The organism is Curvibacter sp. EU05-FHT14A10 (assembly GCF_058791075.1).
Genome location: NZ_JBYTDE010000003.1, coordinates 424,526 through 450,911 on the forward strand (window position 1 = coordinate 424,526; position 26,386 = coordinate 450,911).

General features: G+C 66.7%; 21 protein-coding genes. 15 read left to right on the forward strand and 6 right to left on the reverse strand.

The features are described 5' to 3' along the window. Window positions 1-96: 96 nt before the first annotated feature. Complete coding sequence (hmpA, locus tag AC3WUT_RS07975; RefSeq protein WP_492346536.1) at window positions 97-1,320, forward strand: NO-inducible flavohemoprotein; 1,224 nt, start codon at window positions 97-99, stop codon at window positions 1,318-1,320. A 44-nt stretch (window positions 1,321-1,364) separates the two neighbouring features. Continuing rightward, window positions 1,365-1,814, forward strand: a complete 450-nt coding sequence (locus tag AC3WUT_RS07980; RefSeq protein WP_492346537.1) for an RrF2 family transcriptional regulator — start codon at window positions 1,365-1,367, stop codon at window positions 1,812-1,814. Here AC3WUT_RS07980 and AC3WUT_RS07985 read toward each other — a convergent pair whose 3' ends face one another. Further along, window positions 1,815-2,759, reverse strand: coding sequence for a bifunctional helix-turn-helix transcriptional regulator/GNAT family N-acetyltransferase (locus tag AC3WUT_RS07985; protein WP_492346538.1), 945 nt, complete (start codon window positions 2,757-2,759; stop codon window positions 1,815-1,817). It abuts the gene before it with no gap. Between the two features lie 74 nt (window positions 2,760-2,833). Next, the gene (locus AC3WUT_RS07990) at window positions 2,834-4,414 is read right to left on the reverse strand and encodes a sensor histidine kinase (protein WP_492346539.1); all 1,581 of its coding nucleotides are present in this window, start codon (window positions 4,412-4,414) and stop codon (window positions 2,834-2,836) included. A 289-nt stretch (window positions 4,415-4,703) separates the two neighbouring features. Between AC3WUT_RS07990 and AC3WUT_RS07995 the strand changes: the two genes are divergently transcribed. From AC3WUT_RS07995 to AC3WUT_RS08005, 3 genes are all read left to right on the forward strand, one after another. After that, window positions 4,704-5,525, forward strand: a complete 822-nt coding sequence (locus AC3WUT_RS07995) for a substrate-binding periplasmic protein (protein ID WP_492346540.1) — start codon at window positions 4,704-4,706, stop codon at window positions 5,523-5,525. Between the two features lie 29 nt (window positions 5,526-5,554). Further along, a complete protein-coding gene (locus AC3WUT_RS08000; RefSeq protein WP_492346541.1) occupies window positions 5,555-6,415 on the forward strand; it encodes a substrate-binding periplasmic protein in 861 nt (286 codons plus the stop codon). A 159-nt stretch (window positions 6,416-6,574) separates the two neighbouring features. Further along, entirely contained in the window at window positions 6,575-6,904 is a 330-nt protein-coding gene (locus AC3WUT_RS08005; RefSeq protein ID WP_492346542.1) for a hypothetical protein, read from the forward strand. Window positions 6,905-6,906: 2 nt separating this feature from the next. Here the strand turns inward: AC3WUT_RS08005 and AC3WUT_RS08010 are convergent, their stop codons facing one another. Next, entirely contained in the window at window positions 6,907-9,168 is a 2,262-nt protein-coding gene (locus AC3WUT_RS08010; protein ID WP_492346543.1) for a putative bifunctional diguanylate cyclase/phosphodiesterase, read from the reverse strand. A gap of 142 nt (window positions 9,169-9,310) precedes the next feature. Between AC3WUT_RS08010 and AC3WUT_RS08015 the strand changes: the two genes are divergently transcribed. Together AC3WUT_RS08015 and AC3WUT_RS08020 are read left to right on the forward strand one after the other, a co-directional pair. Continuing rightward, window positions 9,311-10,270 carry a tripartite tricarboxylate transporter substrate binding protein BugE gene (locus tag AC3WUT_RS08015; protein ID WP_492346544.1) on the forward strand — a complete coding sequence of 320 codons (960 nt, stop codon included), beginning with the start codon at window positions 9,311-9,313 and terminating at the stop codon, window positions 10,268-10,270. Between the two features lie 96 nt (window positions 10,271-10,366). Further along, window positions 10,367-11,983 (forward strand): EAL domain-containing protein, encoded by a 1,617-nt coding sequence (locus AC3WUT_RS08020; RefSeq protein ID WP_492346545.1) that lies wholly within the window; start codon window positions 10,367-10,369, stop codon window positions 11,981-11,983. 131 nt (window positions 11,984-12,114) lie between these two features. On the opposite strand, the gene AC3WUT_RS08025 is transcribed toward AC3WUT_RS08020, so the two are convergent. The 3 genes from AC3WUT_RS08025 to AC3WUT_RS08035 all read right to left on the reverse strand — a co-directional run bounded on the left by AC3WUT_RS08025 (window position 12,115) and on the right by AC3WUT_RS08035 (window position 16,204). Beyond that, window positions 12,115-13,572 carry a PepSY-associated TM helix domain-containing protein gene (locus AC3WUT_RS08025; protein ID WP_492346546.1) on the reverse strand — a complete coding sequence of 486 codons (1,458 nt, stop codon included), beginning with the start codon at window positions 13,570-13,572 and terminating at the stop codon, window positions 12,115-12,117. Further along, a complete protein-coding gene (locus AC3WUT_RS08030) occupies window positions 13,569-15,644 on the reverse strand; it encodes a TonB-dependent receptor (protein WP_492346547.1) in 2,076 nt (691 codons plus the stop codon). Before AC3WUT_RS08030 ends, AC3WUT_RS08025 begins: the two co-directional genes overlap by 4 nt. 194 nt (window positions 15,645-15,838) lie before the next feature. After that, window positions 15,839-16,204, reverse strand: coding sequence for a DUF2946 family protein (locus AC3WUT_RS08035; protein WP_492346548.1), 366 nt, complete (start codon window positions 16,202-16,204; stop codon window positions 15,839-15,841). A gap of 100 nt (window positions 16,205-16,304) precedes the next feature. Between AC3WUT_RS08035 and AC3WUT_RS08040 the strand changes: the two genes are divergently transcribed. The 8 genes from AC3WUT_RS08040 (at window position 16,305) to AC3WUT_RS08075 (ending at window position 26,386) form a co-directional block, all read left to right on the forward strand. Continuing rightward, a complete protein-coding gene (locus AC3WUT_RS08040; RefSeq protein WP_492346549.1) occupies window positions 16,305-17,156 on the forward strand; it encodes an N-formylglutamate amidohydrolase in 852 nt (283 codons plus the stop codon). After that, complete coding sequence (locus AC3WUT_RS08045) at window positions 17,156-18,253, forward strand: NAD(P)/FAD-dependent oxidoreductase (protein ID WP_492346550.1); 1,098 nt, start codon at window positions 17,156-17,158, stop codon at window positions 18,251-18,253. The genes AC3WUT_RS08040 and AC3WUT_RS08045 overlap by 1 nt, the downstream gene beginning before the upstream one ends. Before the next feature lie 130 nt (window positions 18,254-18,383). Further along, window positions 18,384-18,923, forward strand: coding sequence for a hypothetical protein (locus AC3WUT_RS08050; protein WP_492346551.1), 540 nt, complete (start codon window positions 18,384-18,386; stop codon window positions 18,921-18,923). A 125-nt stretch (window positions 18,924-19,048) separates the two neighbouring features. Next, the gene (locus AC3WUT_RS08055; protein WP_492346552.1) at window positions 19,049-19,798 is read left to right on the forward strand and encodes an MgtC/SapB family protein; all 750 of its coding nucleotides are present in this window, start codon (window positions 19,049-19,051) and stop codon (window positions 19,796-19,798) included. A gap of 410 nt (window positions 19,799-20,208) precedes the next feature. Next, window positions 20,209-23,151 (forward strand): C1 family peptidase, encoded by a 2,943-nt coding sequence (locus AC3WUT_RS08060; protein ID WP_492346553.1) that lies wholly within the window; start codon window positions 20,209-20,211, stop codon window positions 23,149-23,151. A gap of 127 nt (window positions 23,152-23,278) precedes the next feature. Beyond that, on the forward strand, window positions 23,279-23,914 hold the full coding sequence (gene cysC, locus AC3WUT_RS08065) for an adenylyl-sulfate kinase (RefSeq protein ID WP_492346554.1): 636 nt from the start codon (window positions 23,279-23,281) through the stop codon (window positions 23,912-23,914). A 95-nt stretch (window positions 23,915-24,009) separates the two neighbouring features. Beyond that, on the forward strand, window positions 24,010-25,323 hold the full coding sequence (locus AC3WUT_RS08070; RefSeq protein WP_492346555.1) for a S8 family peptidase: 1,314 nt from the start codon (window positions 24,010-24,012) through the stop codon (window positions 25,321-25,323). A gap of 1 nt (window position 25,324) precedes the next feature. Then, complete coding sequence (locus AC3WUT_RS08075; RefSeq protein ID WP_492346556.1) at window positions 25,325-26,386, forward strand: TIGR03032 family protein; 1,062 nt, start codon at window positions 25,325-25,327, stop codon at window positions 26,384-26,386.

Genomic DNA, 26,386 nt, shown 5'->3' on the forward strand with positions numbered 1-26,386 from the left:
GAAACCCTGAGACGCAGTGCCCTCAGATCGCTTGGGGTCATCTTCAACGTGAGCATTTGAAGATATAAAATAAATGCATCTTAAAAAGGAAGCCCCATGCTCGACAGCCAGACCCGCACCCTCGTCAAAGCCACCGCCCCCGTGCTCAAGGAGCACGGCGTGGCCCTGACCCGTCACTTCTATGCCCGCATGTTCGAGCACAACCCTGAGCTGAAGGCCATCTTCAACCAGGGCCACCAGCGCTCGGGCGCCCAGCAACAGGCCCTGGCCATGGCCGTGGCGGCCTATGCCGAACACATCGACAACCCGGGCGTGCTGGCACCGGTGCTGCAGCTGATTGCGCACAAGCACGTCAGCCTGGGCATTCGCCGCGAGCACTACGCCATCGTCGGCAAGCACCTGTTGGCCTCGATCCGCGAGGTGCTGGGGGCCGAAGCCGCCACCGATGAATTGATCGCTGCCTGGGCGGCCGCCTACGGGCAACTGGCCGATCTGCTGATCGGCATGGAAGAGGGCCTGTACCAGGCCGCGGCCACCCAGGCCGGCGGCTGGACGGGCTGGCGCGGCTTTCGTGTGCAACGCAAGGTGGCCGAGAGCGAAGAGATCACCTCTTTCTACCTGGTGCCTGCCGACGGTGGCCCGGTGCCGGGCTTCCAGCCGGGCCAGTATGTGAGCGTGCGCGTGCCTGTGCCTGAGCTGGGCCTGCATCAACCGCGCCAGTACAGCCTGTCGGCCGCGCCGGGCGAGCAGGCCCTGCGCATTTCGGTCAAGCGCGAAGCCGGGCAGGGCGCTGCGGCCATCGCCCCGGCCGGCATGGTCTCGAACGTGCTGCACAGCCAGGTGCAAGAGGGCGACCTGATCGACGTGGCCCCGCCCATGGGAGATTTCGTGTTGGACACCCAGGCCGAGGCGCCTGCCGTGTTGATCAGTGCCGGCGTGGGCATCACCCCCATGATGGCCATGCTGGAGCACTTGGTGCAGCGCGCCCCGCAGCGCCCCGTGCACTTCTTGCATGCGGCCCGCCACGGTGGCGCCCACGCCTTTGGCGCCCGGGTGCGTGAACTGGCAGGCCGTCATCGGGCCCTCAAGGCCCGCATCCACTACGAACACCCACGGGCCCAGGATCAATTGGGCCAGCACTACGATCAGGCGGGCCGCATCGAGCTGTCGGCCGAACAGGTCAACGCCCTGGGCACCGGCTCGCAGTTCTACCTGTGCGGCCCGCGCGGCTTCATGCAGGCGCAACGCCAGGCCCTGCAGGCCGCGGGCGTGCCCGATGCACACATCCACGCCGAGGCCTTCGGCACGGGTGGCGTTTGAGTGAAAGGCGTTATGCTGCGGTGATCTGAGCCCTCAGCCACACCATGCAGCTCACGCACTTCACCGACCTGGGTCTGCGCGTTCTGATGTACCTCACACATCAGAAGCGCGACACGCCCGCCACCATCTCCGAAATTGCCGAGCAGTTTGCCGTGTCGCGCCACCACCTGGTCAAGGTGGTGCACTTCATGGGCCAAAACCAATGGCTGGCCACCACCCGGGGCAAGGGCGGGGGCCTGGCCCTGGCCCGCCCGCTGCTTGAGTACCGCCTGGGCGACGTGATCCAGAGCCTGGAGGGCGTCACCCAGATGATCGATTGCGCCGACCCGCCTTGCGCCCTGGCCGGGCGTTGCCAGCTCAAGGGCATGCTCGACCAGGCCCAGCAGGCCTTTTTTGCCAGCCTCAATCAATACACCCTGGCCGACATGGTCGCTGCGCCCACGGGCGAGGCCATCGTGCGCTTGGTGGCGCGCTCGGTCCCGGCCGCGGCCTGATCAAAGATCCCGCGCCCACACCTGGCCCACCAGGTCTTTGCCAAAGCTGTGGTGCTTGTCCTCTTCGATCAACTCGAAGCCGGCGGCCTGGTAGATGCGGCGGGCCGACACCAGGATGTCGTTGGTCCACAGCACCATGCGGCGGTAGCCTTGGGCCCGTGCAAAGTGCAGGCATTCGTCTACCAGGCGGCGGCCCAGGCCCAGGCCGCGGGCACTGGCATCCACGTACAGCATGCGCAGCTTGGCGGTTTGTTCGTCTTGTTGCACCACGAACACCGAGCCCACCACCTCGCCCTCGCTCTCGGCAATCCAGCAGCGCTCGCGTCGGGGGTCGAAGGTCTTCACATACTGGCCCACGATCTCGGCCAGCAGGCCCTCAAAGGTCCAGTCCCAGCCATATTCATGCGCGTACAACTCGGCCTGTTTCTGGATCACGATGCCCAAGTCGCCTGGGCGCGGGTCGCGCAGGATGAAGGCCTTGGGGGCTGCATCGGCGTCACCCAACAGGCGCCGCACCTGGGCCATGGCGCCCACCAGGCGGGTTTGATCGGACTCGCTCAGCGGCTGCAGCAGGGCCGCCACCTCGGCGGCAGACGCCGCCTCCAGCTCGGCAAACACGCGACGGCCTTCGTCGGTCAGGCGCAGGGCCAGGCGTTTGCCATGGTCGGGCGAGGCCTCTCGCTGCACCAGGCCGCGCTCTTCCAGGCTGTTGATGAGCCGGCTCAGGTAACCCGGGTCCATGCCCAGATCACGCCCCAGCTGCGCCGCCGAGGCCGGCGCCTGCGCGGGCGCGTGGGCCATCTCGTACAGCAGGCGCAGCTGCGGCAGGCTGTAGTCCGAGTGCAGCACCCGATCCCCAAGTGCGCCCACCAGGCGTGTGTGAAAGCGGTTGAACTGGCGCACCGCCACGATGCGGTCTGGAAGGATGTCTGGGTGGTTGGTCATGGTTTTGATGCTTAAGGCATGACCATGTTGCCAAAAGCAACATATTGAGTCAAGCCCGCGCGATGCGGACCTGCTCAGATCTGGCTGGCGGGCGCGTCGGGCTCGCCCTCGGCCCGCGGCGGGGCGGTCAGGGGCAGCCGAAAGCTGAAACACGTGCCCTGGCCCCGTTGTGAACTCACCTCCACCTGCCCACCCAGCAGGCCAGAAACCAGGCCATAGACAATGCTCAGGCCCAGCCCCGAGCCGCCCTGGCCCAGGCGCGTGGTGAAGAACGGGTCAAAGATCCGGGCCAGGTTCTCAGGGGCCACGCCGGCCCCGTCATCGCTCACCTTGAGCAGCACCTCTGCGCCGTCTTGCCGGGCCCACAGGGTCAGCAGGCCGCCGCGTTCGCCAAAGGCGTGGATCATGGCGTTTTCATACAGGTTGCTCACGATCTGGCTGATCGCACCCGGGTGGCTTTCCATGCGGATGCCGGTGGGTATGTCGATGGCGTAGCGGGCCGGCCCATGCTTGTGCACCACCGAGATCGTGGTCATTGTCTCGCTCACCAGCTCGCGCAGATCAAAGCTGCGCCGGCGCAGGCTGGTCTGGTCCACCGCCATCTGCTTGAAATCCTGCACCAGTTCGGCCGCCCGGTTCAGGCTGCCCAAGGCGATGGCCAGGCCTTCGTCCAGGTGGCCTACAAACTGATCGAGCTGGGCACGCGTCAGGCCCTTGGCCAGGTCGCTCTTGAATGCGCGGCTTTGGTCGGCCATGGTGCTCAGCACCAGCACGCCGTTGCCGATGGGGGTATTGAGCTCATGGGCCACCCCGGCCACCAGGGCGCCCAGCGAGGCCAGTTTCTCGGTCTGTACCAGCCGCTCCTGGGTCTGACGCAGGTGGTCCATCGCGCCTTGCAGCTCGGCGTGGGCCTGGCGCACCTCGGCGGTGCGGTTGTTCACGCGCTCTTCCAGCTTTTCAACCGAATGGCCCAGAGAGGCCCGCATGAAGTCGAGTTGCTGGGCCAGCACCCCAAACTCGTCAGGCCGCAACTTTGGCAAGGCCGTCTGCAAATCACCGGCCGAAATCCTGGCCGCGCTGTTGCCCAGCCGGGACAGGGGGCGCAGCACCCGCCGGTGCAGCCACAGCCCGATCAGCAGCGACGAGGCCACCAGCTGGCAGCCCACCACCCCGGCCAGCACCCAGGCCGAGTTCCAGACCTCGTCCTGGGCCAAGGTGGTGGCATAGGACAGGCTGACCTCGCCCAGGTGTTCTCCCTCCTTGTCGATGCTGCGGCTGATCTCGATCCGGCTGCCCCGCCTGGGTTGGGTGCGGCTAAACGACAGCAGCGACTCACCATCGGCATCACGCACCTCGACCGATACGATCGAGGCGTCGGCCACCACGGCGTTCACCAGAGGGCGGCCGGTATCGATCGCCACGTTCCACAGTGGCAGCACCAGGCCGGCCTTGAGCAGATCGGCAAATTGTTCGGCCCGGGCCCGCGCGTTCACGTCCACCGCTTTTTGCAGATTCAGGTCGAGCAGGATCAGCGTGGCCAGCGCGGCCGGAATCAACAAGGCCAGCAGCAGCACCACGAACAAGGGGCGGCGCAGGCTTTTGTTGGGGGCGGCGGCAGGGGGCCGGGCCGGGTCCAGGGGGGGCCGATCATTCATGACCAGTTGGGCCTGACCGGCGCGCGCGGATGCCCCCCACCATGGGGTGCCAGTCCGGGACCAGGGTCTGTAGAAGACACATCGGCAAATTGTTGCCCTCAGGCCCGGTGCGGTCAATCGGTGTTGCCAGGGGCCGTTTCGCAGAGATGACGTCGATCAAACGGGGCCGCCTTGGCGTTTGCCCCTGCTTGTCAAATGCGCCGCGGCGGCGTTGAATGAACAAGCCATCGGATGCCCATTGCCACCGCATGGGCCCGGGCAGATCCTGTCAGACACACCCGACCCCGCCATGAACTTCATCGCGACTTCTCTGGCACTGCTGCTTTTACTGGGCGGCACAGGCAGGGCTGCAAATGTGGCCGCGAATGAGGTCGCGACAGCCACTTCAAACGCAGCCGCAACAAGCCCTTCGACGGCGCGCTGGGTGCTGCGCACGGCGGCTCAGGAGGGCTCGGCCCCCAAATACCTGCTCGGCTCCAGTGCGGCGGCGGGGCGCGGCCTGTGCCCCGATATCCTGCGGGCCATCGAGGGGGTTGAGCCCGAGATCCACTTCGAGGTCGACCTCAAACCCACCCCCCTTCGGCGCATCGAGAAATCCCTTCAAGAGGGGCGGCTGGACGTGCTTTGTGCCTTGCTCGAAACCCCCAGGCGCCACCAGATCGCCCACCGCCTCTCCACCCCGGTGTACGCCGTGCGCGAACGGCTGGTGGCTTTGCGCGACGACGCGTTCAGCCCCACAGGCTTCGACGACCTGGCCCGCTCTGGCGGGCTGGTGGCCACCCAGGCCGGCGCCAGTTATGCCGACAAGCTGCGCCACCATGGCGTGGCCGTCGACGAAACCGACACGGTGACGGCCTTGCGCAACATCGTGAGGCACCGGGTGCGCTACTACTACGGCAGCGAACTCACCTGCGTCTACTACATCAGGGCCGGGCAGATGAGCCCTGATTTGCGCCTGGTGCCTGGGGTGATGGGCGAAACGCCCAGCCACTTCTGGGCGGGTCGGCACCTCGAGCCCGCCCTGGTCAAGCGTCTGGATGGGGCCCTGGTCAAACTCAAGCGCAACGGCACCCTGGAGCGCATCTACAACCGCTATGCCGAGATGAATTGAAGGGGCCGCTTTCTGACAAGGGGGACCACATGAAAAACCATCAGACCCAGCCGCAACCCGGTGCACGGCATGGTGTTCACCACTTCACCAGGGGCCGGCCCCCGTGGGTGCTGGCGCTGGCCTGGCTGCTTGCCCCGGCCCTGCTCGTGCCGGCCCAGGCGGCCTGCACCCGCATGCGCATCGGCGCCGACCCGGCCTACCCCCCCTTGCACTGGTACGACGGCCACCAGATGCTGGGCGCCAGCGTCGATATCGCCAGGCGCGTGCTCGACGAACTGCACATTGCCTACGAGATCCGCTACCAGGGGCCCTTCACCCGCATCATGAAACTGGCCGAGCGTGGCGAGATCGACATGGTGGCCACGCTCAAGAAAACCCCCGAGCGCGAGCAGTTTCTGCTGTTCCCCAAGGCGATGGCGCTGTCCAACCCGGTGGCGGTGTTCCAGGCCCGCGACCGCGCCTTCGCCTTTCACGCGCGACAAGACCTGGTCGGTCACCGCGGCGGCATCACCCGCGGCAACCGCTTCGGGGCCGATGTGGACGACTTCGCCAAGGCATCGCTCGACATCGAAGAGGCCGACACCCCGGAAAGCAATTTCAACAAGCTCAAGGTCGGGCGCATCGATTACTTTCTCACCGGCTACTTTGTCGGCATGGCCTACCTGCTCAAGCGCAGCGACGAAAGCAGCTTCGTGGTGCCGTCAACCTACCTGGCCGACACCCCCAACTACCTGGCGCTCACGCTGAAGGGGGCGTGTGCTGACAAACTGGAGGCCATCGACGCCAAGCTGGTGCAGCTCAAAAAAAGCGGCGTGCTCGACGAGATCATCAAGGCCAACCTGGCGCGCTGGCGGTCCAGCTCGCTGGCGCGTGAGGGCGCTTCGCCCTGAACCCGCCCCAAATGGCCCGACGCTGCCCGTGGGGGGAGAGGGCGCGACACCCCAGCCGTCTTTACATCGCCGCTACAAAGTCGTCGTCAACAAGGCCCGGCCATGTGCCGTTGTCATCCTCGGGAGCCGTCTGAAACCCAACCCTTCGAGGAGCAATGCATGTCAAACAAATCCCTGGTCACCGTCTTGTCCCTGTTCGTTCTCTGCGGCGCCGCAGCAGCCCAGACACCCGCTCAGAGCTGGAAAGCCAGCCACCCGCGGCGGGCCGAGGTCAATGCCCGCCTGGATCGCCAGAACGCGCGCATCCACCATGAGGTCAAGAGCGGCGAAATCACCCCCCAGCAGGCCTCAGCACTGCACCACGAAGACCACCAGATCCGGCAGGAAGAGCGCGTGATGGCTTCGCAAAACGGCGGGCACATCACCAAGGCCGAACAGCACGCCCTCAACCAGCAGGAAAACGCCGTCAGCAAGCAGATCGGCAAGTAAGCTCAGCCGGGCCCCTCGTGAGCCGGGCCCAGGCGGCCCGCCAGCGCCAGCGGTTCGAACACGCTCAGCGGCACCGGCCGGCTGAACAGAAACCCCTGGTAGGCGTGGCAGCCGATCTGTTGCAAAAACCGCTGCTGAGCCATTGTCTCCACGCCTTCGGCAATCACGGGCAGACCCAGGCTCTGGGCCAGGGTGACGATGGTCTTGGCAATCGCGGCATCGTGCGCGTCATGCAGCAGGTCACGCACAAACGATTGGTCGATCTTCAGCTGGTTCAGCGGCAGGCGCTTCAGGTAGGTCAGTGACGAGTAGCCGGTGCCGAAATCATCCAGCGAGAACCCGATGCCATGCCCTTGCAGCGTATGCATGGTGGCAATGATCTCGTCCACATCGTGCACCAGCAGGCTTTCGGTCAGCTCCAGCTTGAGGCGACGCGGGTCGGCCCCGGTGTGCTGCACCACCTCCAGCACCATGGCCACAAACCCGGGGTCGCGAAACTGCCTGGCGCTCATGTTCACCGCCAGGCTCAACTGACCCAGGCCCGGGCGGCCGGCCCAGCGGGCCAACTGCTCGCAGGCGGCCTGCAGCACCCAGCGCCCCAGTGGCACGATCAGCCCGGTGTCCTCCGCCAGGCCGATGAATTCGCCCGGTGGCACCAGCCCCCGTTCGGGGTGTTGCCAGCGCACCAGCACTTCGGCACTGAGCAGTTCGCTGTCGCTGTTCACCTGCGGCTGGAAATGCAGCACCAGCTGATGCTGCTCCAAGGCCTGGCGCAGGTCGTTCTCGACTTCTGCGCGGTACTTCACCACCGCTTCCATGGCCGGATCAAAAAAGCGCAGGGCCTGCCGCCCGGCATCCTTGGCGCGGTACATGGCCAGGTCGGCCTGCTTCATCAGCTCGTCCATCGAAGTGCCCTTGCCCAGGAACAGCGTGGCCCCCAGGCTGGCACTGCTGTGGTGCACGAAGCCCTTCAGGGTGTAGGCCTGGGTGAGCGAGCGCAGCAGGCGCTCGGCAATCGCCTCGGTGGCGCTGGCCGCATCGCGCGGTGTCTCGCCCAGCCCGCCCAGCACCATCACAAACTCATCGCCACCGATGCGTGCCACCGTGTCATCGGGGTGCACCCCTTGCCGCAGTCGGTCGGCCACCTGCTGCAGCAGCAGGTCCCCCATGTCGTGGCCCTGGGTGTCATTCAAGGTCTTGAAGTGGTCCAGGTCGATGAACAGCAGGGCGGCGTACTGGCCGGTGCGCTGGCTGATGGCTTGCGTCTGACGCAGCCGGTCCAGCAGCAGCACGCGGTTGGGCAGGCCGGTGAGCTGGTCAAAGAAAGCCAGGTTGTTGATCTGCGCCGCCGAGCGCTGGTGTTCGGTGTCGGCGACCTGCAACTGACGCTGCATTTCGGCCAGCCAGCCCAGCACGCTGTGCTGCAACGTGGGCGCCACAGCGATGGGGTCAGCGAAATCGCCCCGTCCCAACCGTTCGATCTGGCGGTGAATCTCCTCCAGCTTGCCGCCCAGTGTGTGGTGCAGCGCCCGGTAGGTCTGCCAAAGCGTCATGGCCAGCAGCAGGCCCACCCCTGCAAACACCCACCGCACCACCACGGCATAGTGCGCGGCGTTCTGCACCGCCGCCGTGGTGCGCAGTTCCACCATCTGCTGAAACTCGGCGATCGGGCGCATGATGCGGGCCTTGGCCTGGTGGTAGGCCGTGTCATGCAGCATGGTGATGGCCTGCAAGCGGCGAGCCGCCACATCGCCGCCGGAGGCTTCGACCAGCACCATCGCCGCAAACTCGGTGCCGGTCAATGCGTCCGACTGGGCCTTGGCCTCGGCCAGCTTGGCGAACTCGGGCTGCGTGAAGTGGGCCTGCTCCATCAGCGTCAGCAGTGGCACTGCCGGGCCAAAGGCCCGTGGGCGGCGGCCATCCTCCAGCACCAGATCCCAGTACACATTGCGGTAGTCGAGCGGTCGGGGGCTCTGACCATCGCGGATGGCCAGAATCTCCAGGTAGTATTTTTGGTAAACCAGATTGCCCGTGGCCACATAGGTGCGCACCATGCGGGTCAGGTCGTCCGACGATTGCCGCAACTCGGTGGCCAGGCCCAGTGACTGCAGGCGCTCTTCGTTGGCCTGGTCGATCGCCTTCTCGGCCCGCACGTAGTAAGCGAACAGCCCCATGAAAAGCAGCGCCATCACCCCCGTGGTCCACAAGGACTGGTGGAGTCGGGTCAAGGCGGGGTGGCCCGTGGCAGCAGGACGTGGGTTCATGGTGCGTTAGCAACAGAATGTAGCAAGAATGCGGCCCGCTTCTGAAGATCGGGCGCCATGGCCTGTCACGCGGCATACTCATCTGGCTCGCATTTTGCGTAAGGCCTGTCACTGACAGCCCTCATCAAGGATTCCGCCTCCCATGCAACGACGTCATCTGCTCACCCTGGCAGCCGCGGCTGCCGCCAGCCAGGCCCCCGCCTTTGCCGACACCCGGCCGCTTCGTCTGGTCGTGCCTTTCCCGCCCGGTGGGGCCACCGACATCACGGGGCGCGCCATCAGCGAGCCTTTGGCCCGCCTGCTGGGCCAAGCCGTGGTGGTCGACAACAAAGGGGGGGCAGGGGGCTCGATCGGCATGGCCGAAGTGGCCCGTGCCACCCCGGATGGGCTCACCCTGGCAGTGGCTACCGTGTCCACCCACGGGGTCAACCCCGCGGTCTACAAGAAGCTGCCTTACGACCCCATCAAAGACTTTGCCCCTGTCACCGAACTGGTCAAGGCGCCTGGGGTGCTGGTGGTCAATGCCGGCCTGCCTGTCAAAGACTACGCCGAGTTCCTGCGCTACCTCAAGGCCAACCCAGGCAAGCTTTCTTACGCCACCCCAGGCACGGGCACCATCGGCCACATGTGGGGCGAGTTGTTCAAGAGTGCCACTGGCACCTTCATGCTGCACATCCCCTACCGCGGGGCCGGCCCCGCGCTCAATGACGTGGTGGGCGGGCAGGTGATGGTTTACTTTGACCAGGTGGCCGCCTCGCTGCCCCACATCCAGTCGGGCAAGCTGCGTGCCCTGGCCGTGTCCTGGAACAAGCGCCTGGAGGTGCTGCCCAATGTGCCCACCTATGGCGAGCTGGGCCTCAACGTGTGCAACGAGCCCTCCTGGTTCGGTCTGGTGGCCCCGGCGGGCACGCCCAAGGCTGCCATCGTGCGCGTGCAAGAGGCCGTGGTGCGGGCCCTGAAAGAGCCCGCCGTGCGCGAGCGTCTCGCCGCCCAGGGCCTGTTTGCCACCGGTACCAGCCCTGAAGAGTTCGGGGCCGAGATCAAGTCCGAGATCGAGAAGATGCAGCGCGTCAGCGCCTACGCCAAGATCACGTTAGACTGACCACGGCGCCCTTGGCGTCCGGGTTTTCACCCTTTGTGGCGCCCGGTAGCACGTTGTGCTCTCTCATATACTGCGGAACTCCCTATCCGCCTCAACATGACCCTCTCCCCTGCCAGGCGCAGCCTGCTTGTCCCCGTCTGCCGTTGGCTGGGGCGCCACGCGGCCCTGGTCGGCTGGTTGGGGGGCGGTCTGCTGGCCGGTGCCGTGGCCGCTCTGATCGCCTGGGGTGCCTTGCAGGTTCGAGTACAGGCCATTGACCAGGGCCACGCCAAAGTGCTGCAACGCATGCATGTCCTGCAAGACAACGTGCGGCACATGCTGGACGTGCTCAACGCGTCACACAGTGCTGAATGCACGCCCGACAACCTCAGCCAGTTGCGGGTGCTGCTGCTCAAAAATCGCGACGTGCGCCAGATCGGCCTGCTGGACGACCAGGGCCGCCTGTACTGCAGCACGGTCTCGGGTCTGCTGCCCCAGCCCTGGCCGCGCAGCACCCAAGGGATCGATGGGTCGGTGGGGCGTTACCTGTTGAACACACCGCTGCGGGCGTACTCGCCCCAGGCGCCGGCCGAGCTGTGTGGCACCGTGATCGAGCGGGGGCGTTTTCAAGTGATGATCGACGACAACCCCACCCAGGAGGTGTTCACCCAGTACGCCGACGGCGTGTGGGCCGGCAACATCCACCAGCGGCGCCGGGCCTTTGTCGGGGCCCGCGGTGCGCAGACCGACGCCATGGCCTCGCTCGACACCCCGCACCTCAGCTTCGATTGGCCGCAGCGCGTGTGGCGGGTGACCAACTCCGTGCCTGGGGTCAGTCCGATCTCGGTGCAATCGGTGCTGGGTCTGGGGGACCTGCTGCAGCGGCACCCCTGGATGGCGGCCGGCTATGTGGTGCTTTGCATCGTGCTGGGCTGGTTGGCCGGCGCGGCGCTGGTTCGAATGGGCCGTTACCTCAGCTCGATGCAGTTCCTCATTCGCCACCTTTGCCAGCCGGCCAACGTGGTGTGTCACTACCAGCCGATTCTTGAGCTGGGCACGGGCCGCGTGATGGGCTGCGAGGTGCTGGCCCGGCTGCAAGACGGCCAGAACCTGCTGTACCCTGATCAATTCATCCCGGCGCTCACCCAGCAGCAACTGGGCTGGCGCTTTGATGCGGCCGTCAGCCGCCACGCCTTGCTTGAGCTGGGCGCGGCACTGCCGCCCCAGACCCACTTTTCGGTGGCGCTCAATTTCTTTCCGCAAAACCTGCGCCGCGACCTGATCCTGCCCCACCTGAAGGCGGCGCAGCACGACAGCGGGCGCAGCGACCTGCGCATCGAACTGGAGGTCACCGAGTACGACTTCTCCAGTGCCCTGGTGCCCGAGCTGGCCCGCCTCAAGGCCGATGGCTTTGCCATCTCGATCGACGACTTTGGCACCGGCTACTCCAATCTGGGCATCGTCAAGCGCGTCGCGCCCGACTACCTGAAGATTGACAAGTCCTTTGTCTTCGAGATGGCCGACGCCACCATCCGGTCCACCCTGATCCCCGAGATCATTGCCATCGCCAAAGCCATCGGCAGCGAGGTGATCGCCGAGGGCATCGAAACCGACCTGCAGGCCCGGCAACTGCTGGAGATGGGGGCACGCTATGGGCAGGGCTACCACTTTGCCCGGCCCATGACGCTCGATGACTTTCTGCACTACCTGGCGCAAGGGCCTGACGCGGCCTGACCCCGCCGCGCGAGCTGTTGGATATCCCCGCCTTTTCTGGACAAGCCTGTGGACAAGCCGTGTGCCGAGGCAGGAGCACTGCGTCAAGTGATTGATTCATAAGGGCAATTGTTACGCTGCTTAAAAAAGCATCAGTGCGGAATTGCCCGCGGGGTCCGCTCCGTCAGGTTCAGCACTGCCGCATCCACCAGCAGCACCGCCAGCAAGGCGCCACCGGCCAGTGGAAACAACAGGCAGCCTGGTAGCAAACAGGCCAGCATGCGCCAGTACAGCGGCGAGGTAGCCCGCAACCGGGGCACGCCCAGTTGTCCCGCTGGCCGGCGTTGCCACCACATCAGTGGGGCCGCCAGGCACAACAGCGCTACCACGCCACACACCAGCAGCAGGCCCCAGCGGTTGGCCCAACCCCACTCCTGGCCCAGGTGCACGTTGATGCCCCACTCCATCCATCGGCCTGCCGGGCCGTAGTCGCGCCAGGCCATGTCCAGCAGCACCTCGCCGCTGTAGGCATCGAGATGCACCACGCGCTGACGGCTCAGGTCGGCCGGGTAGACCGAGGCAGTCCACACGCCGCGGGGGCCCACCGGAGCGCTCAAGCTCAGGCCAGGTGCCAGATCCAGCGCCTGTACCCGAGTCCAGATCGGGTCCAGACCGAGCATCGGTGGCAGGTGGCCCTCGTCTTGGCCTGGCGCCTGGGGGGCTGCCCCGGGCGCCGCAGCGTGCCCGGCATGCTCACCCGTGGGGGTGGATTGCGGCAACCGCGCCTGGGCCAGCGACCAATTCGTGTCTGTGTGGTCGGCCAGGCGCTGGCCCGACATCGGCAACTGCACCCGCAGGCCCGCCGGGTAGCCCCAATGGGCGCCATTGGCCCACTGGTTCACCCAAGCGCCCCACACCCCCGACCAGGGCATGCCGGTGAGCGCCAGAAACAGCAGCACTCCGCCGACAGCCACGCCCCCCACGGCATGCAGGTCGCGCCAGAAGACGCGTTGACCGGGGTGCCAGCGGCGCAGGCTCCAAACACCTTGCCTGCGACCCCTGGGCCACCAAAGGTACACGCCGCTCAGCACCAGCAGACCTGTCCAGCCCGCGGCGATCTCGATCAGCGCCCGTGCCCATGGCCCCACGATCTTCAGGCTGTGCAGGTGCCTCAGCGTCCAACCCAGGGTGCCGCGCTCGGGCAATTGGCCCAGCACCCGGCCATCCGCCGGGCTCAGGTACACCCACACGCGCTTCCCTTGCGGGGTGAGCAGGTCGATGCGGGCCGATCGCCCCGGCGATTCGGGCGGGTTCCAGTGCAGCAATTGCCCGGGCACGGCCTGCTGGGCAGCGGCCAGCAGGCGCTCGGGCGGCAAGTCACCGCCTGCCTCACGCGGGTGCCAGGGTACGGTCAGCAGTTCGCGATGCCACCACACGTCCACCTGGTCGTGGAACAGGTACAGCCCCCCCGTCAGTGACAGCAACAGCACAAACGGCCAAACCAGCAAACCGGCATAAAAATGCCAACGCCACAGCAAGCGGTACAGCAGGCCGGCCCGTGGCTCGGGCGCGCCCGTTTCGGCGGGGGGCGCAGCGGTCGCCACGCTCATCTGAACTTCCAGGCCAGCGTGGCGTAAAAGGCGCGGCCATCACCGGGCGAGTGCCCCCACGAGCCGCTGTCGTACCACACGTATTCATAAAAGCGGTTGGTCAGGTTGCGCACCTGCAACTGCAGCGTCAGATCGGGCTGGATGCGCCATTGCGCCGACAGGTTCAGCAGCACGTTGCCGCCAAACTTGCCCAGCGTGTTGGTGCGCTCCACGTAGTAACTGCCCTGGGCCGTGCCCCAAGCCGAAAGCTTCCAGTCGCTGCTGAGCTGGTAGTCGGCGCCCAGAGAGGCGACATAGTGCGGCACGTTCTCGATCTCCTTGCCCAGGGTGGTCGGCGCACTGGGGTCCGGCGCGGTGATGAGGGCCTGCTGGTGCGAGTAGCTCACCCAGCCCGACACCTTGCCGGTGGGCCGCAAGTTCAGTTGCAGGTCGTAGCCCTTGCGCAGGGTGCGGGCGACGTTCGCCTGGCCGCCGCTGTCCACCAGGCCGTCCACGCCCAGCTTGCGCGCCACTTCGCCGCTGGCACGCTGCTCCCAGTAGGCTACCCGGCCATCCAGGCCTTCGAGCGGCGAGAACTTCACACCCAGTTCCCAGCCATCGTTCAGTGAGGCCGACAGGTCGCTCTTCTGTGTGCTGGCGCGGTAGGCGTCGATGCCCGTGCCGATCTGGAACGTGCGCCCCAGGTTGGCGTACACGCTGGCCTGCTCCCAAGGGGCGTACACCACGCTCAGCTTGGGCTGGGGTACCGTGCCGTAGGCGTTCAGCGGCAGGGTGGTGCCTGCCAGTTGGTCCACCAGATGCCCGCTGAAATGGTCCACCCGCAGGGCCGGCACGATCTTCAGCTCGGGCACCGGACGGATCATGGCCTGCACATAGGCTCCCTGGTTGCTGAGCGTGTAGTCCCAGCCGCGGATCTGCGAGGTGCGCACCCGCTCGATCGTGCGGTAACGATCACTCAGATTGCTCTGGCGCTGGTAGTCCACCCCGCCTTCCAACACGAACTCATGCGCCCAGCTCACCTTCGGGCGCCAGGTCAGGGTGCTGATGGCGCCGTCCTGGTTCTCGTCCGAATCGCGCTCTTGCTGCACCCCCGCCTGGGTGAATCGAACCCAGCGCTGGTTGGTGTAGGTGTTGCGGTACGCGCGGGTGCTCCACGACAGGTGATCACCGAGTTGCTCGTCATGGAAAACGGCCACCTGGTTGGTGTGGCGTGTGCTGCGGTCTGCCGAGGCATAGCTGGGCGATGAGCGCGGGCTGCTGGCCGCGGCCGATGCGCTCAGGTAGCCCGATTCGAGCGCATCGTTCTCGAAGTGGCGCAGGCTCAGCCCAGTGCGGTAGCGGCCATCATCGGTGGTGTAGAACCACTTGCCTGCCAGGGCCAGCTTGCGGGCATTCGCGTGGTCCCGGTAGCCGTCTGAGTCGCGCGAGGCTACAAAGTAGTTCTGCGTCCAGTTGGCGTTCTCAATGCCCTTGGCCACCTGCACCTCGCGGGTGTTGAAACTGCCCAGCGTGGTGTTGATCTGGGTCTCGTTGCCACCCGTGCGGGTGATCACATTGGCGTTGCCAGCAATGTTGTTCAGGCCATAGCGCGGGTCGTTGGTTCCGCGCACCACTTCGATGCTCTCGATGTCGAGCGGAAACACTGCGTCCAGAAACGGCATGCCCCCCGCGTTGTCGTTGGAGGGGATGCCATCGATCAGCAGCTTGACCGCATTCACCCGGCCTTCGCCATTGAAGCCTCGGAACGAAAACCGCCCGGCATCCGTGCCCTGCCGAAACGGCGTCACCAGCACCCCCGGGGCGCGCTGCAGCAGCACCCAGCTGTAATCCACCGAGGTGTCCTGCACCGCGGTGCCGCCCAGTACGTCCACCGACGTCAGCACGTTGCGGCTGGTCAGCGGGCCCTGGGCCTTGTCCGTGATCTGCACCGTGCCCAGCGTCAGGGTGGATTCCCCGGCGGCGCTGTCGGGGTGGGTCTGGGCCCAGGCGCTCAGGCCAGGGCTTGTGCTCAGGGCCAGCAACGCTGCCAGCGCCACGGGGCGGCGCAAGTTTCGATTTTCAAGAGGGGTCATTTCAAAGCATTCGCAAAAATGCAGCCGTCCATGCTCAGGGCATGGTCGGTGCAAGACCGTCCGCCGCAAGGGCCAGAGCCCTCGGCAAACAGATCAAAAGACAAGGCGGCCCCGGCACGGCCAAGCCGGTGCCCAGGGGCTAGCAACAAGAACAGGGAAGGGGCGAAGAGGGCGCAACGCCCCCGATGCCAGGCTCAGGCCTGAGTTGGCGGGCCGCGTGGCGGCAAAGGGGCGCCGGCCACCACCGCCAGGTGGGCCACCAGCGCAGGCTGCAATTGAGGGGCCAGCGGCGATTCAAAAGGCGCAAACAGACTGGCGAACACCAGCGGCACATCCAGCGCCAGGCACAACGGGCAATCCAGCGCGTGCCCGCTCTGGCTGGTCGGCTGATCGTCGCCATCGGGGCTGTTGGCCAGCAGCTTCATACCGCCATTGGCCGAGCACACCAGGGTCAGCGCCTCAGGCTTGAGCAAAGGCGAGGCCACAGCCGCCCCGAAAGCCAGCACAAACCACACCAATGCCAGGTGAGTCAGTGAGCGGGAGGTGCGAAGCCATTGCATGGCCCGAAGTTTAAATGCAGCCCGGTGCGGTTCAGCGGTGAATTCAAGAACCGTGTCTGGGCCCCTGGGCAGGGCCCTCTGGCTGCGAGACAATCCAGGCATGACTGCAGACCTGATCCGTACCCTGGAGGGCACCACCGCACTGGTGCTCGATTCGCCTCACAGCGGCACTTTCTACCCGGACGACTTTCAGCATGCCGTGCCTCTGCCCATCCTGCGGCAGGCCGAAGACACCCATGTCGAGAAGCTGTACGACTTTGCTCCGGGCCTTGGCGTGGCCTGGGTCGAGGCCCTGTTTCCGCGCAGCTACCTCGATGCCAACCGCGACACCACCGAGATCGACACCACCCTGTTCGACACGCCCTGGCCCGGCCCGGTGGCCACCGACCCCAAGGTGCTCAGCAAGGTGCGCCTGGGCAAAGGCCTGATCTGGCGCAGCACCGATGGCGGCGAGCCCATCTACCAACGCCGCCTGAGCGTGGGCGAGGTGCAAGACCGCATCGAGCGCTGCTGGGTGCCCTACCACGCGGCCGTGGCCCAGGCCATCGACGCCGCCCACGCGCGCCATGGCTACAGCCTTCACATCAATTGCCACTCCATGCCCGCCGTGGCCTCCAGCCACGCCACCGAGTTCCCGGGCGAGGCCCACGCCGATTTTGTGGTGGGCAACCGCGACCACAGCACCAGCAGCCCCGCGCTGGCCGAACTGATCTGCGAACACCTGCGCGCCCTGGGCTACAGCGTGGCCCTGAATCACCCCTACAAGGGCGTGGAGCTGGTGCGCCGCTACAGCCACCCCAGCAGCCATCGCCACAGCCTTCAGCTGGAGATCAACCGCAAGCTCTACATGGACGAGGCCACCCTGGCCCCGACCGCGGGCTTTGGCGAGTTGCGCGGCCATCTGCAAGGCCTGGTGCAGCGCCTGTTGACGGTCGACCCCCGGGCCCTGTGATGGAGACCGTCGACTGCGTTGTGATCGGGGCCGGTGTGGTGGGGCTGGCCGTGGCGCGTGCCCTGGCCCTGCAAGGGCGCGAGGTGCTGGTGCTGGAAAGCGCCGAAACCTTTGGCACCGGCACCAGCGCACGCAACAGCGAGGTCATCCACGCCGGCATCTATTACCCGCAGGGCTCGCTCAAGGCCCAACTTTGCGTGCGCGGGCGCGAGCTGCTGTACGCCTATTGCCAGCAGCGCGGCATCGCCCACCAACGCTGCGGCAAGCTGCTGGTAGCCACCCAGCCCGAACAACTCGGTCAGTTGCAGGGCATTGTCGACAAGGCGGCCGCCAATGGCGTCACCGACCTGGCCTGGCTCAGCCGTGAGCAGGCCCAGGCCCTGGAGCCGCGCCTGCAGTGCCTGGCGGCACTGCACTCGCCCAGCACCGGCATCATCGACAGCCACGGCCTGATGCTGGCCCTGCTGGGTGATCTTGAAAACGCAGGCGGCACCCTGGCCGTGCAGTCGGCCCTGCAAAGTGCCCAGGTCACGCCGCAAGGGCTGCTGCTTCAGGCGGCCGACGGCACCACCCTGTGTGCCCGCAGCGTGGTCAATGCCGCCGGCCTGGCCGCCCCCGATCTGGCGCGCCGCTTTGCCGGGCTTGACGCAGCCCATGTGCCCCAGGCCTATTACGCCAAGGGCAACTATTTCACCCTGGCCGGGCGCGCGCCCTTCAGCCGCCTGATCTACCCCGTGCCCCAGGCCGCCGGCCTGGGGGTGCACCTCACGCTCGACCTGGGTGGGCAGGCCAAGTTCGGCCCCGATGTGCAGTGGGTCGATTCACCCGACGACCTGGTGGTCGACCCCGCCCGGGGCGACGCCTTTTATGCCGAGGTGCGCCAGTACTGGCCCGAGCTGCCCGACGGCGCCCTGCAACCGGGCTATGCCGGCATGCGCCCCAAGATCGCGCCCCCGGGCCAGCCCGCACCCGACTTCGTCATCCAGGGGCCTGCCGTGCATGGGGTGCCTGGCCTGGTCAACCTGTTCGGCATCGAGTCACCCGGCCTGACCAGCTCGCTGGCCATCGGCGAGCGGGTGGCCGGCCTGCTGGGCTAGACCCGTTGGGCGATACCGGTGGGGCGACACCCGTTGCGCAATACCGGTTGGGCGACACCGGCTTGCCGGGGCAGGGGGGCGGTGCAGCGCGTAAGATGCAGCGCTTTCCCTGTTTGCCCTGGCTTTTGTTTTGTCCCTCTCTGACCCGCACGACCCCGACCTCCAAGACCCCGACGCCCCCGATGACACTCCGGTGGTAAAAGAGCCCCGTCTGTGGGCTGACAACGGCTGGACGGCCCGCGTCATCAAAAATGACGACGACGACGGCTGGGCCGTCGCCATGTACAAAGGCCGCGAACCCGAGCCCGCCCTGGTTGGCCCCTGGACCATGGGGCGCGACAAGAAAAACCCCAAGCCGCTCGACACCAACGCCTTCAACACCCTGGTCAAGACCGCCAGCGAGGTGCTGCGCCGCCACGAACAGCAGCTGCGCGCCCAGCTGCACAAAAGTGTGGACCTGAACCTGGGCGACGCCCGCTGGCAGGTCACCCTCGACATCGTGCCCGACGAGTTCGAGCCCTACGCCACCCTGGCCGCCTACGCCCACCCCGATCTGCCCCCCTACAGCGAGCCCGTGGCCCAGCGCCGCGTGCGCCCCGACTTCAAGCTGAATCAGCGCAGCGCCAGCGCCTGGGTCGAGGGTGATTTCGGGCCCGTGCCAGGGGCTTGAATCCCGCCCGCCAGCGCCATGTTATAAATTTGTGACAAGGCGTGTCATGGTTTGATTCGGTCCGTTTCAGGCCCGGCCATGGCACTCCTCGGCGCACCGCGCCAGAACAACAACAAAGATCAAACATGGACCTGATGTCAAAAGAGTGGCTGGATGCCTATTGGTCCATCAGCGAGCTGCGCGCCAATCTCGTCATCTTTTGCAACATCTTTGGGGCCCTGCTGCTGGGCCTGCTCGTGGGGTATGAGCGCTCGTATCACGGCCGCGCCGCCGGCATGCGCACCTACGGCATGGTGTGCATGGCCTCGGCGGCCCTGACCGTGTTTGTGGGCTACCCCGAATATTGGTATGCCGGCCATGGCCTGCATGCGGCCAGCGTCGACCCCACCCGGGTGGTGCAGGGCATCGTCACCGGCATCGGCTTTCTGGGCGCCGGCGTCATCATGAAAGAAGGCCTCAACATCAGCGGCCTCACCACCGCGGCATCGATCTGGGCCTCGTCGGCCATCGGGGTGCTGGTGGGCATCGGCTTTTATGGCGCAGCCATCTCGCTCACGCTGCTGTCGTCCAGCCTGATGCTCTGGGGCGCCACCCTGGAGGCGCGGCTGCCCTCGCGCCATGCGATCGGCGTCAACCTGCATTTTGTGGCTGGCTGCCAGCCCACCCAGGCCCACGTGGCAGAACTGCTCCGGCAAAACGGCTACGCGCTGGCCGAAAAATCGATCGCCATCGTGGCCAGCGGCCAGCAGTTCGAATGGAGCTTTGTGGCCGTGGCCATCAATCGCGACGCCGGGGTGGCCCTGCCCACGTTGGCAAACGCGCTCCAGAACCACGCCGACATCGGGCGCTTTCAGCTCTCGCATGCCCGCAACTGAACTTGGCCGGCGCCTCAGGTAGCACTTCAGCAAACACCTCAGGCCGTGTTTCAGCCCCGGCCCAGCCAGGGCCCAATCAGCGCCCAGTCAGTGCCCAGTCAGTGCGCCAGCCGGCGCGTTGGTCGCTGCCACCACAAAGTGTCGTGGGTCTTGCACTTGCCCACATCGGCGGGCAGATTTGGCCGCCCAGCGCACGCGGTCGGCCTTTGGCGAGCAAACCGATCAGATCAGGCACTTGATCGCCCTGCTGGCCCACCGCCTCAGCGGCTGCGCGGTCCGTTGTCTTGGGCCAACGGTGGCAGCCGCTGATGCTGCTGCCCCTGCGTTGCGGCAGCGGGCGCCGACATGGGGCCGGGCTTGCCAATAATGCCTTCGGTTTTGTCTCACCCCTCGGCACAAAGGGCCCCACCATGTCCCTGGTTTTGCTTCAGCAAGGCTGCACCCACCCCAGCGTGGCGGCGCTTCGAACCACCCTGTGCCAGGCCCTGGGCCCGGCCGCAGCCCCCTATGCCGGCCTGGCCACCGGGGGCGAGCTGTTCGATGCTCCCCTGGGGGGCGCGCTGCGCTGCTGGCAGGCCGGGCGCGGGTTGATCGCCGACGGCATCGTGGGCCCGCGCAACCTGCAGGCACTGGGCCTTGCGCCCCCGGGCCAGCCCCGGCTTGATCTTGAACTTCAGGCCACCGCGGCTCAGGCCCTTTTTCCGGGCGCCAAGGCTGCGGCGGTGTCGTGTTTTCTGCCTTACGTGCTGGCCGCACTGCGGGCCACGGGCTTGTGCTCGCGCACCCTGGTGCTGGCCACGCTGGGCACCATCCGGGCCGAGACCTCGGGCTTTGTGCCCATTTCAGAGTTTCCGTCCAAGTACAACACCGCCCCGGGTGGCCCCCCCTTCGGCCTGTACGACGGGCGCCTGGGCAACCGCCGGGGCGAGGGCGCCTTGTACAAGGGGCGGGGCTTTGTGCAGCTCACGGGGCGCAGCAACTACGACAGCTATGGCCGCGCGCTGGGCCTTGATCTGCTGGCCCAGCCCGACCTGGCCAACGCCCCCGAGGTGGCGGCCCTGCTGTTGGCGCTGTTTCTGCAACGCCACCGTACCGCCCTGGAGCAGGCCCTGGCCCAGGGCAACTACGCTGCCGCCCGTCGGCTGGTCAATGGCGGTACCCATGGGCTGGACCGCTTCAGCAGTGTCTTTGCCCTGGCGCAGGCCAACGATTGGGGGGCCGGGCCCGCTGGGGCAGCAGCGTTGGCCAGCACCCCCGCAGGCACCGCCACCGCCACCGGGCCCTCCATACCGGGCACCGGCCCTGCCGGCACGTCCAAGCCCAGCCCGCACCACCATCACCATGCCCGCCGTCGCCTGAATGCCCGCCCCGACACCCCCGACCTCAACGACCGCCCCTACACCCCGCCCCCCGTCAATCTGCTGGCCCAATGGCCCGCCCAGGCCGACGTGCAGCGCCTGCTGCCCGTGTATGCCCAGGCCGGCCTGGTCCTGAACCAGGGCCACGAAGGCGCCTGCACCGGCTTTGGCCTGGCTGGCGTGGTCAATTACCTGCGCTGGGCCCAGGCCGGCTACCCCGCGCAGTTCGAGTCGGTCAGCCCCCGCATGCTCTACAACATGGCCCGCCGCTACGACGAAAACAGTGGCGACAACAACCAGGGGGCCAGTTGCCGCAGCGCCATCACCGGCTGGTTCAACCACGGTGTGTGCCTTGATTCACAGTGGCCCTATCAGGCACTGGACCAGGGCTCGCCCCGCTTCGGCTATGCCCAGCAGGCCCAGCAACACACGCTGGGCGTGTTCTACCGGGTGCAGATTGGTGCCATCACCGACCTGCAGGCGGCCATCCAGACCGTGGGTGCGGTGTATGCGTCGTGCTTTGTGCACGAGGGCTGGGCCCATCTGCCCGCCATCACCCAATTGCCCCAAGGCCACCACGACCTGCCCGTGATCGCCTTCGACGGCGTGGTGCGCCGCGACGCCGGCCACGCCTGTGCCCTGGTGGGCTTCAACGAACGCGGCTTTGTGCTGCAAAACTCGTGGGGTGCCGACTGGGGCGCCCATGGCTTTGCCGTGATCAGCTACGAAGACTGGCTGGCCCACGGCATGGACGCCTGGGTGGTGGCGCTGGGGGTGCCCGGCCTGGTGGCCGGCGGTGCGGCAGCCCAGCGCCGGCCCCACCACAGTGCCAACAGCGGATCGGGGCAGGGCGCCGGCAGCCCACCCTGGAACAGCGCCCAATTGGCCGAACACGCCCTGATGGTGGGCAACGACGGCCGCATGAGCCGCTACCTCACCCCCGACGAGCGCAGCCGCAGCCTGGCCTACCAGGCCACCGTGCTGCCCGACCGCTGGTTTCGGGCCCAGCCGGCCGACAGCCCCAAACGCTTGCTGATCTATGTGCACGGGGGCCTCAACAGCGAGGCCGACGGCCTCAAGCGCTGCAAAGCCCTGGGCCAGGTGTTTGAGCGCAATGGCTGCTACCCCCTGTTTGTGGTCTGGAAAACCGGCCTGCTCGAAAGCCTGGGCGACCTGTTCAGCCAATGGCGCCAACGCCAGCCCGCCGCCACCGGCTGGGGCCAGGCTTTGTGGGCGCAAACCGATGCCCTGATCGAATCCACTGTGGGCCGCCCCCTGGCCCGCCCCATCTGGTCAGAGATCAAAGAAAACGCCCAACTGGCCTGGCAAAGCCACCGGGCGGGCGACCAACTGGTGCACGCGCTGGTCGATTTGATCCAGCTGTGGGGCGATCAACTGCAAATCCACCTGGTGGGCCACTCGGCCGGCAGCCTGTGGCTGGGCCACCTGATCTCGGCCCTGCAGGCCACCCGCGCAGCCACCGGCCGGCCGGCCCTCGATGCCGTGCCCAGCGTGCACCTTTACGCCCCGGCCTGCACGGTGGCCTTTGCCAACCAGCACTACGCGGCCACTGACATCCTGCCCCGCACCCACCTGGCGCTGTTGAGCGACCCCCTGGAGCGCGCCGACAACACCGCGCTGGTGTACCGCAAGTCGTTGCTGTACCTCGTGTCGAACGCCCTGGAGGCCGACCGCCGCACGCCCATCCTGGGCCTGCAGCGCGTGTTCGATACCGAGCAAGACGAACACGCCTGGGACGGCGCCGCCGCCACCGGCGAAACCCTGCGCGCCTGGCACCGCGCCGTGGCCGACAGCCAGCTGCTGAACCGCCTGCAGGTGCTGCACGACGACAAGGTGCTGACGGCCTTGCCCGACCTCAGGCAGCCCGCCAGCCACGGCTGCTTTGACAACGACATTCCATTATTGACCAGTACTTTGCAGACGATTTGCGGGGGTGGCTTGCTGCATCGGATACGGGATTTGCGGGGCTATTGACCGCTGTTTCTATGACAGAACATGCGCGTACCGGTCGGTGTTTGCAGCCTCGGGGGTGGGGAAATCATCATGTCTCATTTGTCTTCTTTTGCAATTTTTTGTGAAGGAATGCTGAGAAAATTCAAAGGTGTCCGCCTCCTCCCACCCCGCTTCCCCCATCGTCTTTCCGTCGCTGGATCCGTCCGTACCCGGGCCCGCGGGGGGGCGCCACGGGGGTGCCGTGGTCTGGTTCACCGGTCTTTCGGGTGCCGGCAAATCCACCTTGGCCCAGGGCGTGCATGCGCGCCTGCGTGAGCAGCGCCTGGCCAGCACCGTGCTCGATGGCGATCTGCTGCGAACGGGCCTGTGTGCCGACCTGGGGTTTTCGGCAGCCGACCGTGTCGAGAACGTGCGCCGGACTGCCGAGGTGGCCGCCCTGATGGCTGAGGCCGGCCTGCTGGTCTTGGTGGCGCTGATTGCGCCTTTTGCTGATGGACGCCTGCGTGCCCGTCAACGCGTGGCGCCAAGGCCATTTGTCGAGGTCTACTGCAACACCCCGCTGAGCGTGTGCGAGGCGCGTGACCCCAAGGGGCTTTACCGCCGTGTGCGAGCTGGTCAGGTGACCGAGTTCACGGGCATCACTTCGCCCTACGAGGCACCGCTTCAGCCCGAGTTGGTGCTTGACACGTCCAGCGCTTCCCCGGCGCACTGCATTGACCAGGTGCTGCAGGCCCTGAGTGGGCTGTTCAGTGTTGATCAGCAAGCTGCCGGAGGCCGGTTTTGAGCCCAGGTCGCAGATCCCTGGGGCGGTGGCTGTTGATCGGGGCAGCCCTGGCCCTTGTCGGCCGGGCCTCGGGGGGGCAGGCCGAGCCCGCCCGCGTGAGCATCCATAACCAAGGCCGAGTCCTCAGTCTGCGCACCGTGGCGCCCCATGAGCTGGGCGCGCTGCCGCAATCCCTCGAGCTGCGATACGTGGAAGGGCCCGAGGGGCAGTTGTGGGGCCTGACCCATCGCTTGCTCATTGCGCGCAGGGCCACGTTCCCAGCGCCGTCCCTGCCTGGGGTGGCCACGCCGCTGCCGCTGTTGTCACTGGCCCGTGTGGGCGACCTGCAGGTCGACGCCCTGGAGTCGCCCGACATCGACACCACTCTGCGTTGGCTTCCTCAACTGCAGCGCCAGCTTGGCGTGTTGTCGGTTCAAGTCGATATCAGCCAGAACCTGCCTTGGCCCACGGGCTCGGTACCGGCCCAGCGGGCCAGGCAGCAGATCCGGGAAATGGCGCGCACCATGCCTCGCAGCGGGTTCTGGCAACCCGGTGTCTTTGACGTGCTGGCCACCACCGGCGTGCGTGCCAGCCGGGCCATCAGCCGGGGGCAGGGGGTGCGGGTCGCGGTGATCGATTCGGGGGTGGACCTGCGAGCCGCCGCTTTGCAGGGCCTGCAGCCCTTGGCACGGTTCGATGCCGATGCCGACCTCGAGCCTGGGTATTCGCCCTCAGGCATGGAAGCGCATGCCAGCGGCGTGGCCGGACTGATCCTGGGTCGTGCCGTGGCCCGACCCGATGGCGGCACCTTCGAGGGGATTGCCCCTGAGGCCGGCCTGATCGACATCCGCCTGCAAAGCGGCTGGACATCGAGCCTCGTCATGGCCTTGGGCATGGCCCATCAGGCCCAGGCCGATGTCATCAACTGCAGCTTCCAGCTGCCTTGGCTGCCCGATCCCGTGGCCTTGCTGATCGATGCGCTGGCCCGCGAGGGCCGGCAGGGCAAGGGGGCCGTGGTGGTGGTGGCGGCCGGCAATCTGGCCGAGAGCCTGAACGGCCGCCAAAGCCTGGCCAACCACCCCGCCGTCCTGTCCGTCACGGCTTCTGACCACCAGGGCCGTACCGGTTGGACGGCCTCGGGCAAGGATGTTTTTCTCACGGCCCCGGGCGATCTGTTGAGCCCGGGGCTCGGTGCTGACTACCAGACCCTGGGCAGCACCTCGGCGGCAGCGGCCGTGGTGAGTGGCATCAGCGCTCTGCTGTTGGCAGCACGGCCGCAATCAACCCTGGCCCAGGTCCGTCAATGGCTGGCCCGCAGTGCCTACCGCGACCCGGCGCTGCGCTGGCCCGGTGGCCGCAATGAGCAGCAAGGCCACGGTGCGGTGCGCGCCGATCAAGCCCTGGCATTGGCTTTGCAAACCCCACCCTGACATGACACAACACGCCAGTCGCGACCTTGATGCCCCGTTCGACCCGGGCACGCTGCACTCCGACACCCTGCCGGCCCTGCTTCAGCGCCTGGATGTCAGTGTGGCCCTGACCTCGTTTCAGGCCAACCGTCTGATGCTGGTGCGCAGCGAAGGCGCCACGGTGGACGTCCTGTTCCGCGAGGTGCCCCGGCCCATGGGCCTGCTCATCGAGCCGCAACAGATGCTGCTGGGCAGTTGGGCCCAGGTGCTGGAGTACCGCCGGCATGATGCACTCAATGCCAGCGTCGAGCCGGGCTGCCCGGTCGATGCCAGCTACGTGCCGCATGCGACGCGTGTCACCGGCGACATCAACATCCATGACATCGCCAGGGGCCATGACGGCACGCTTTGGATGGTCAACACGGCCTTCTCATGCCTGGCCACCCTCGACCCTGCCTACCACTTCGTCCCCCGCTGGAAACCCCACTTCATCAGCAGCCTGGCGCATGAAGATCGCTGCCACCTCAATGGCATGGCGATGCGCGGCGGTCGGCCGGCCTTTGTGACCGCCTTTTCGCGCGACGACACCCCTTTGGGCTGGAAGAGCTTCCGCAGCGAAGGCATGCTGATGACGGTGCCCGAGGGCAAAGTGCTTGCCGAGGGCTTGTCTTTTCCGCATTCCCCACGCTGGATCGATGGCTGGGTGTACTACTGCGAATCGGGCCATGGCCGGGTCTGGCGTTGCCGCGAAGACGGCAGCGAATCCACCTTGGTGGCCGAGTTGCCTGGTTACACCCGTGGGCTTGCCCATCTTGGTTCGCTGCTGTTCGTCGGTCTGTCGCGGGTGCGGTTCTCCGAGAACGCCCCCCCCATGCCCCTGCTGGCGAGCCATCCCACCACCGTCAGCGGCTTCTGGGTGATCGACCTCGAAAAGCTCGATGAACAAGGCTGGCTGATCTTCACCGGCGACATCGACCAGATCTACGACCTGGCCTTGATCGAGCAGGCTCGCTTTCCCCATGTCATGGCCTGGTCCGACGAAGACTTTGGCCATCGTTTTCATTTTCCACCGCTCACTGTCTGA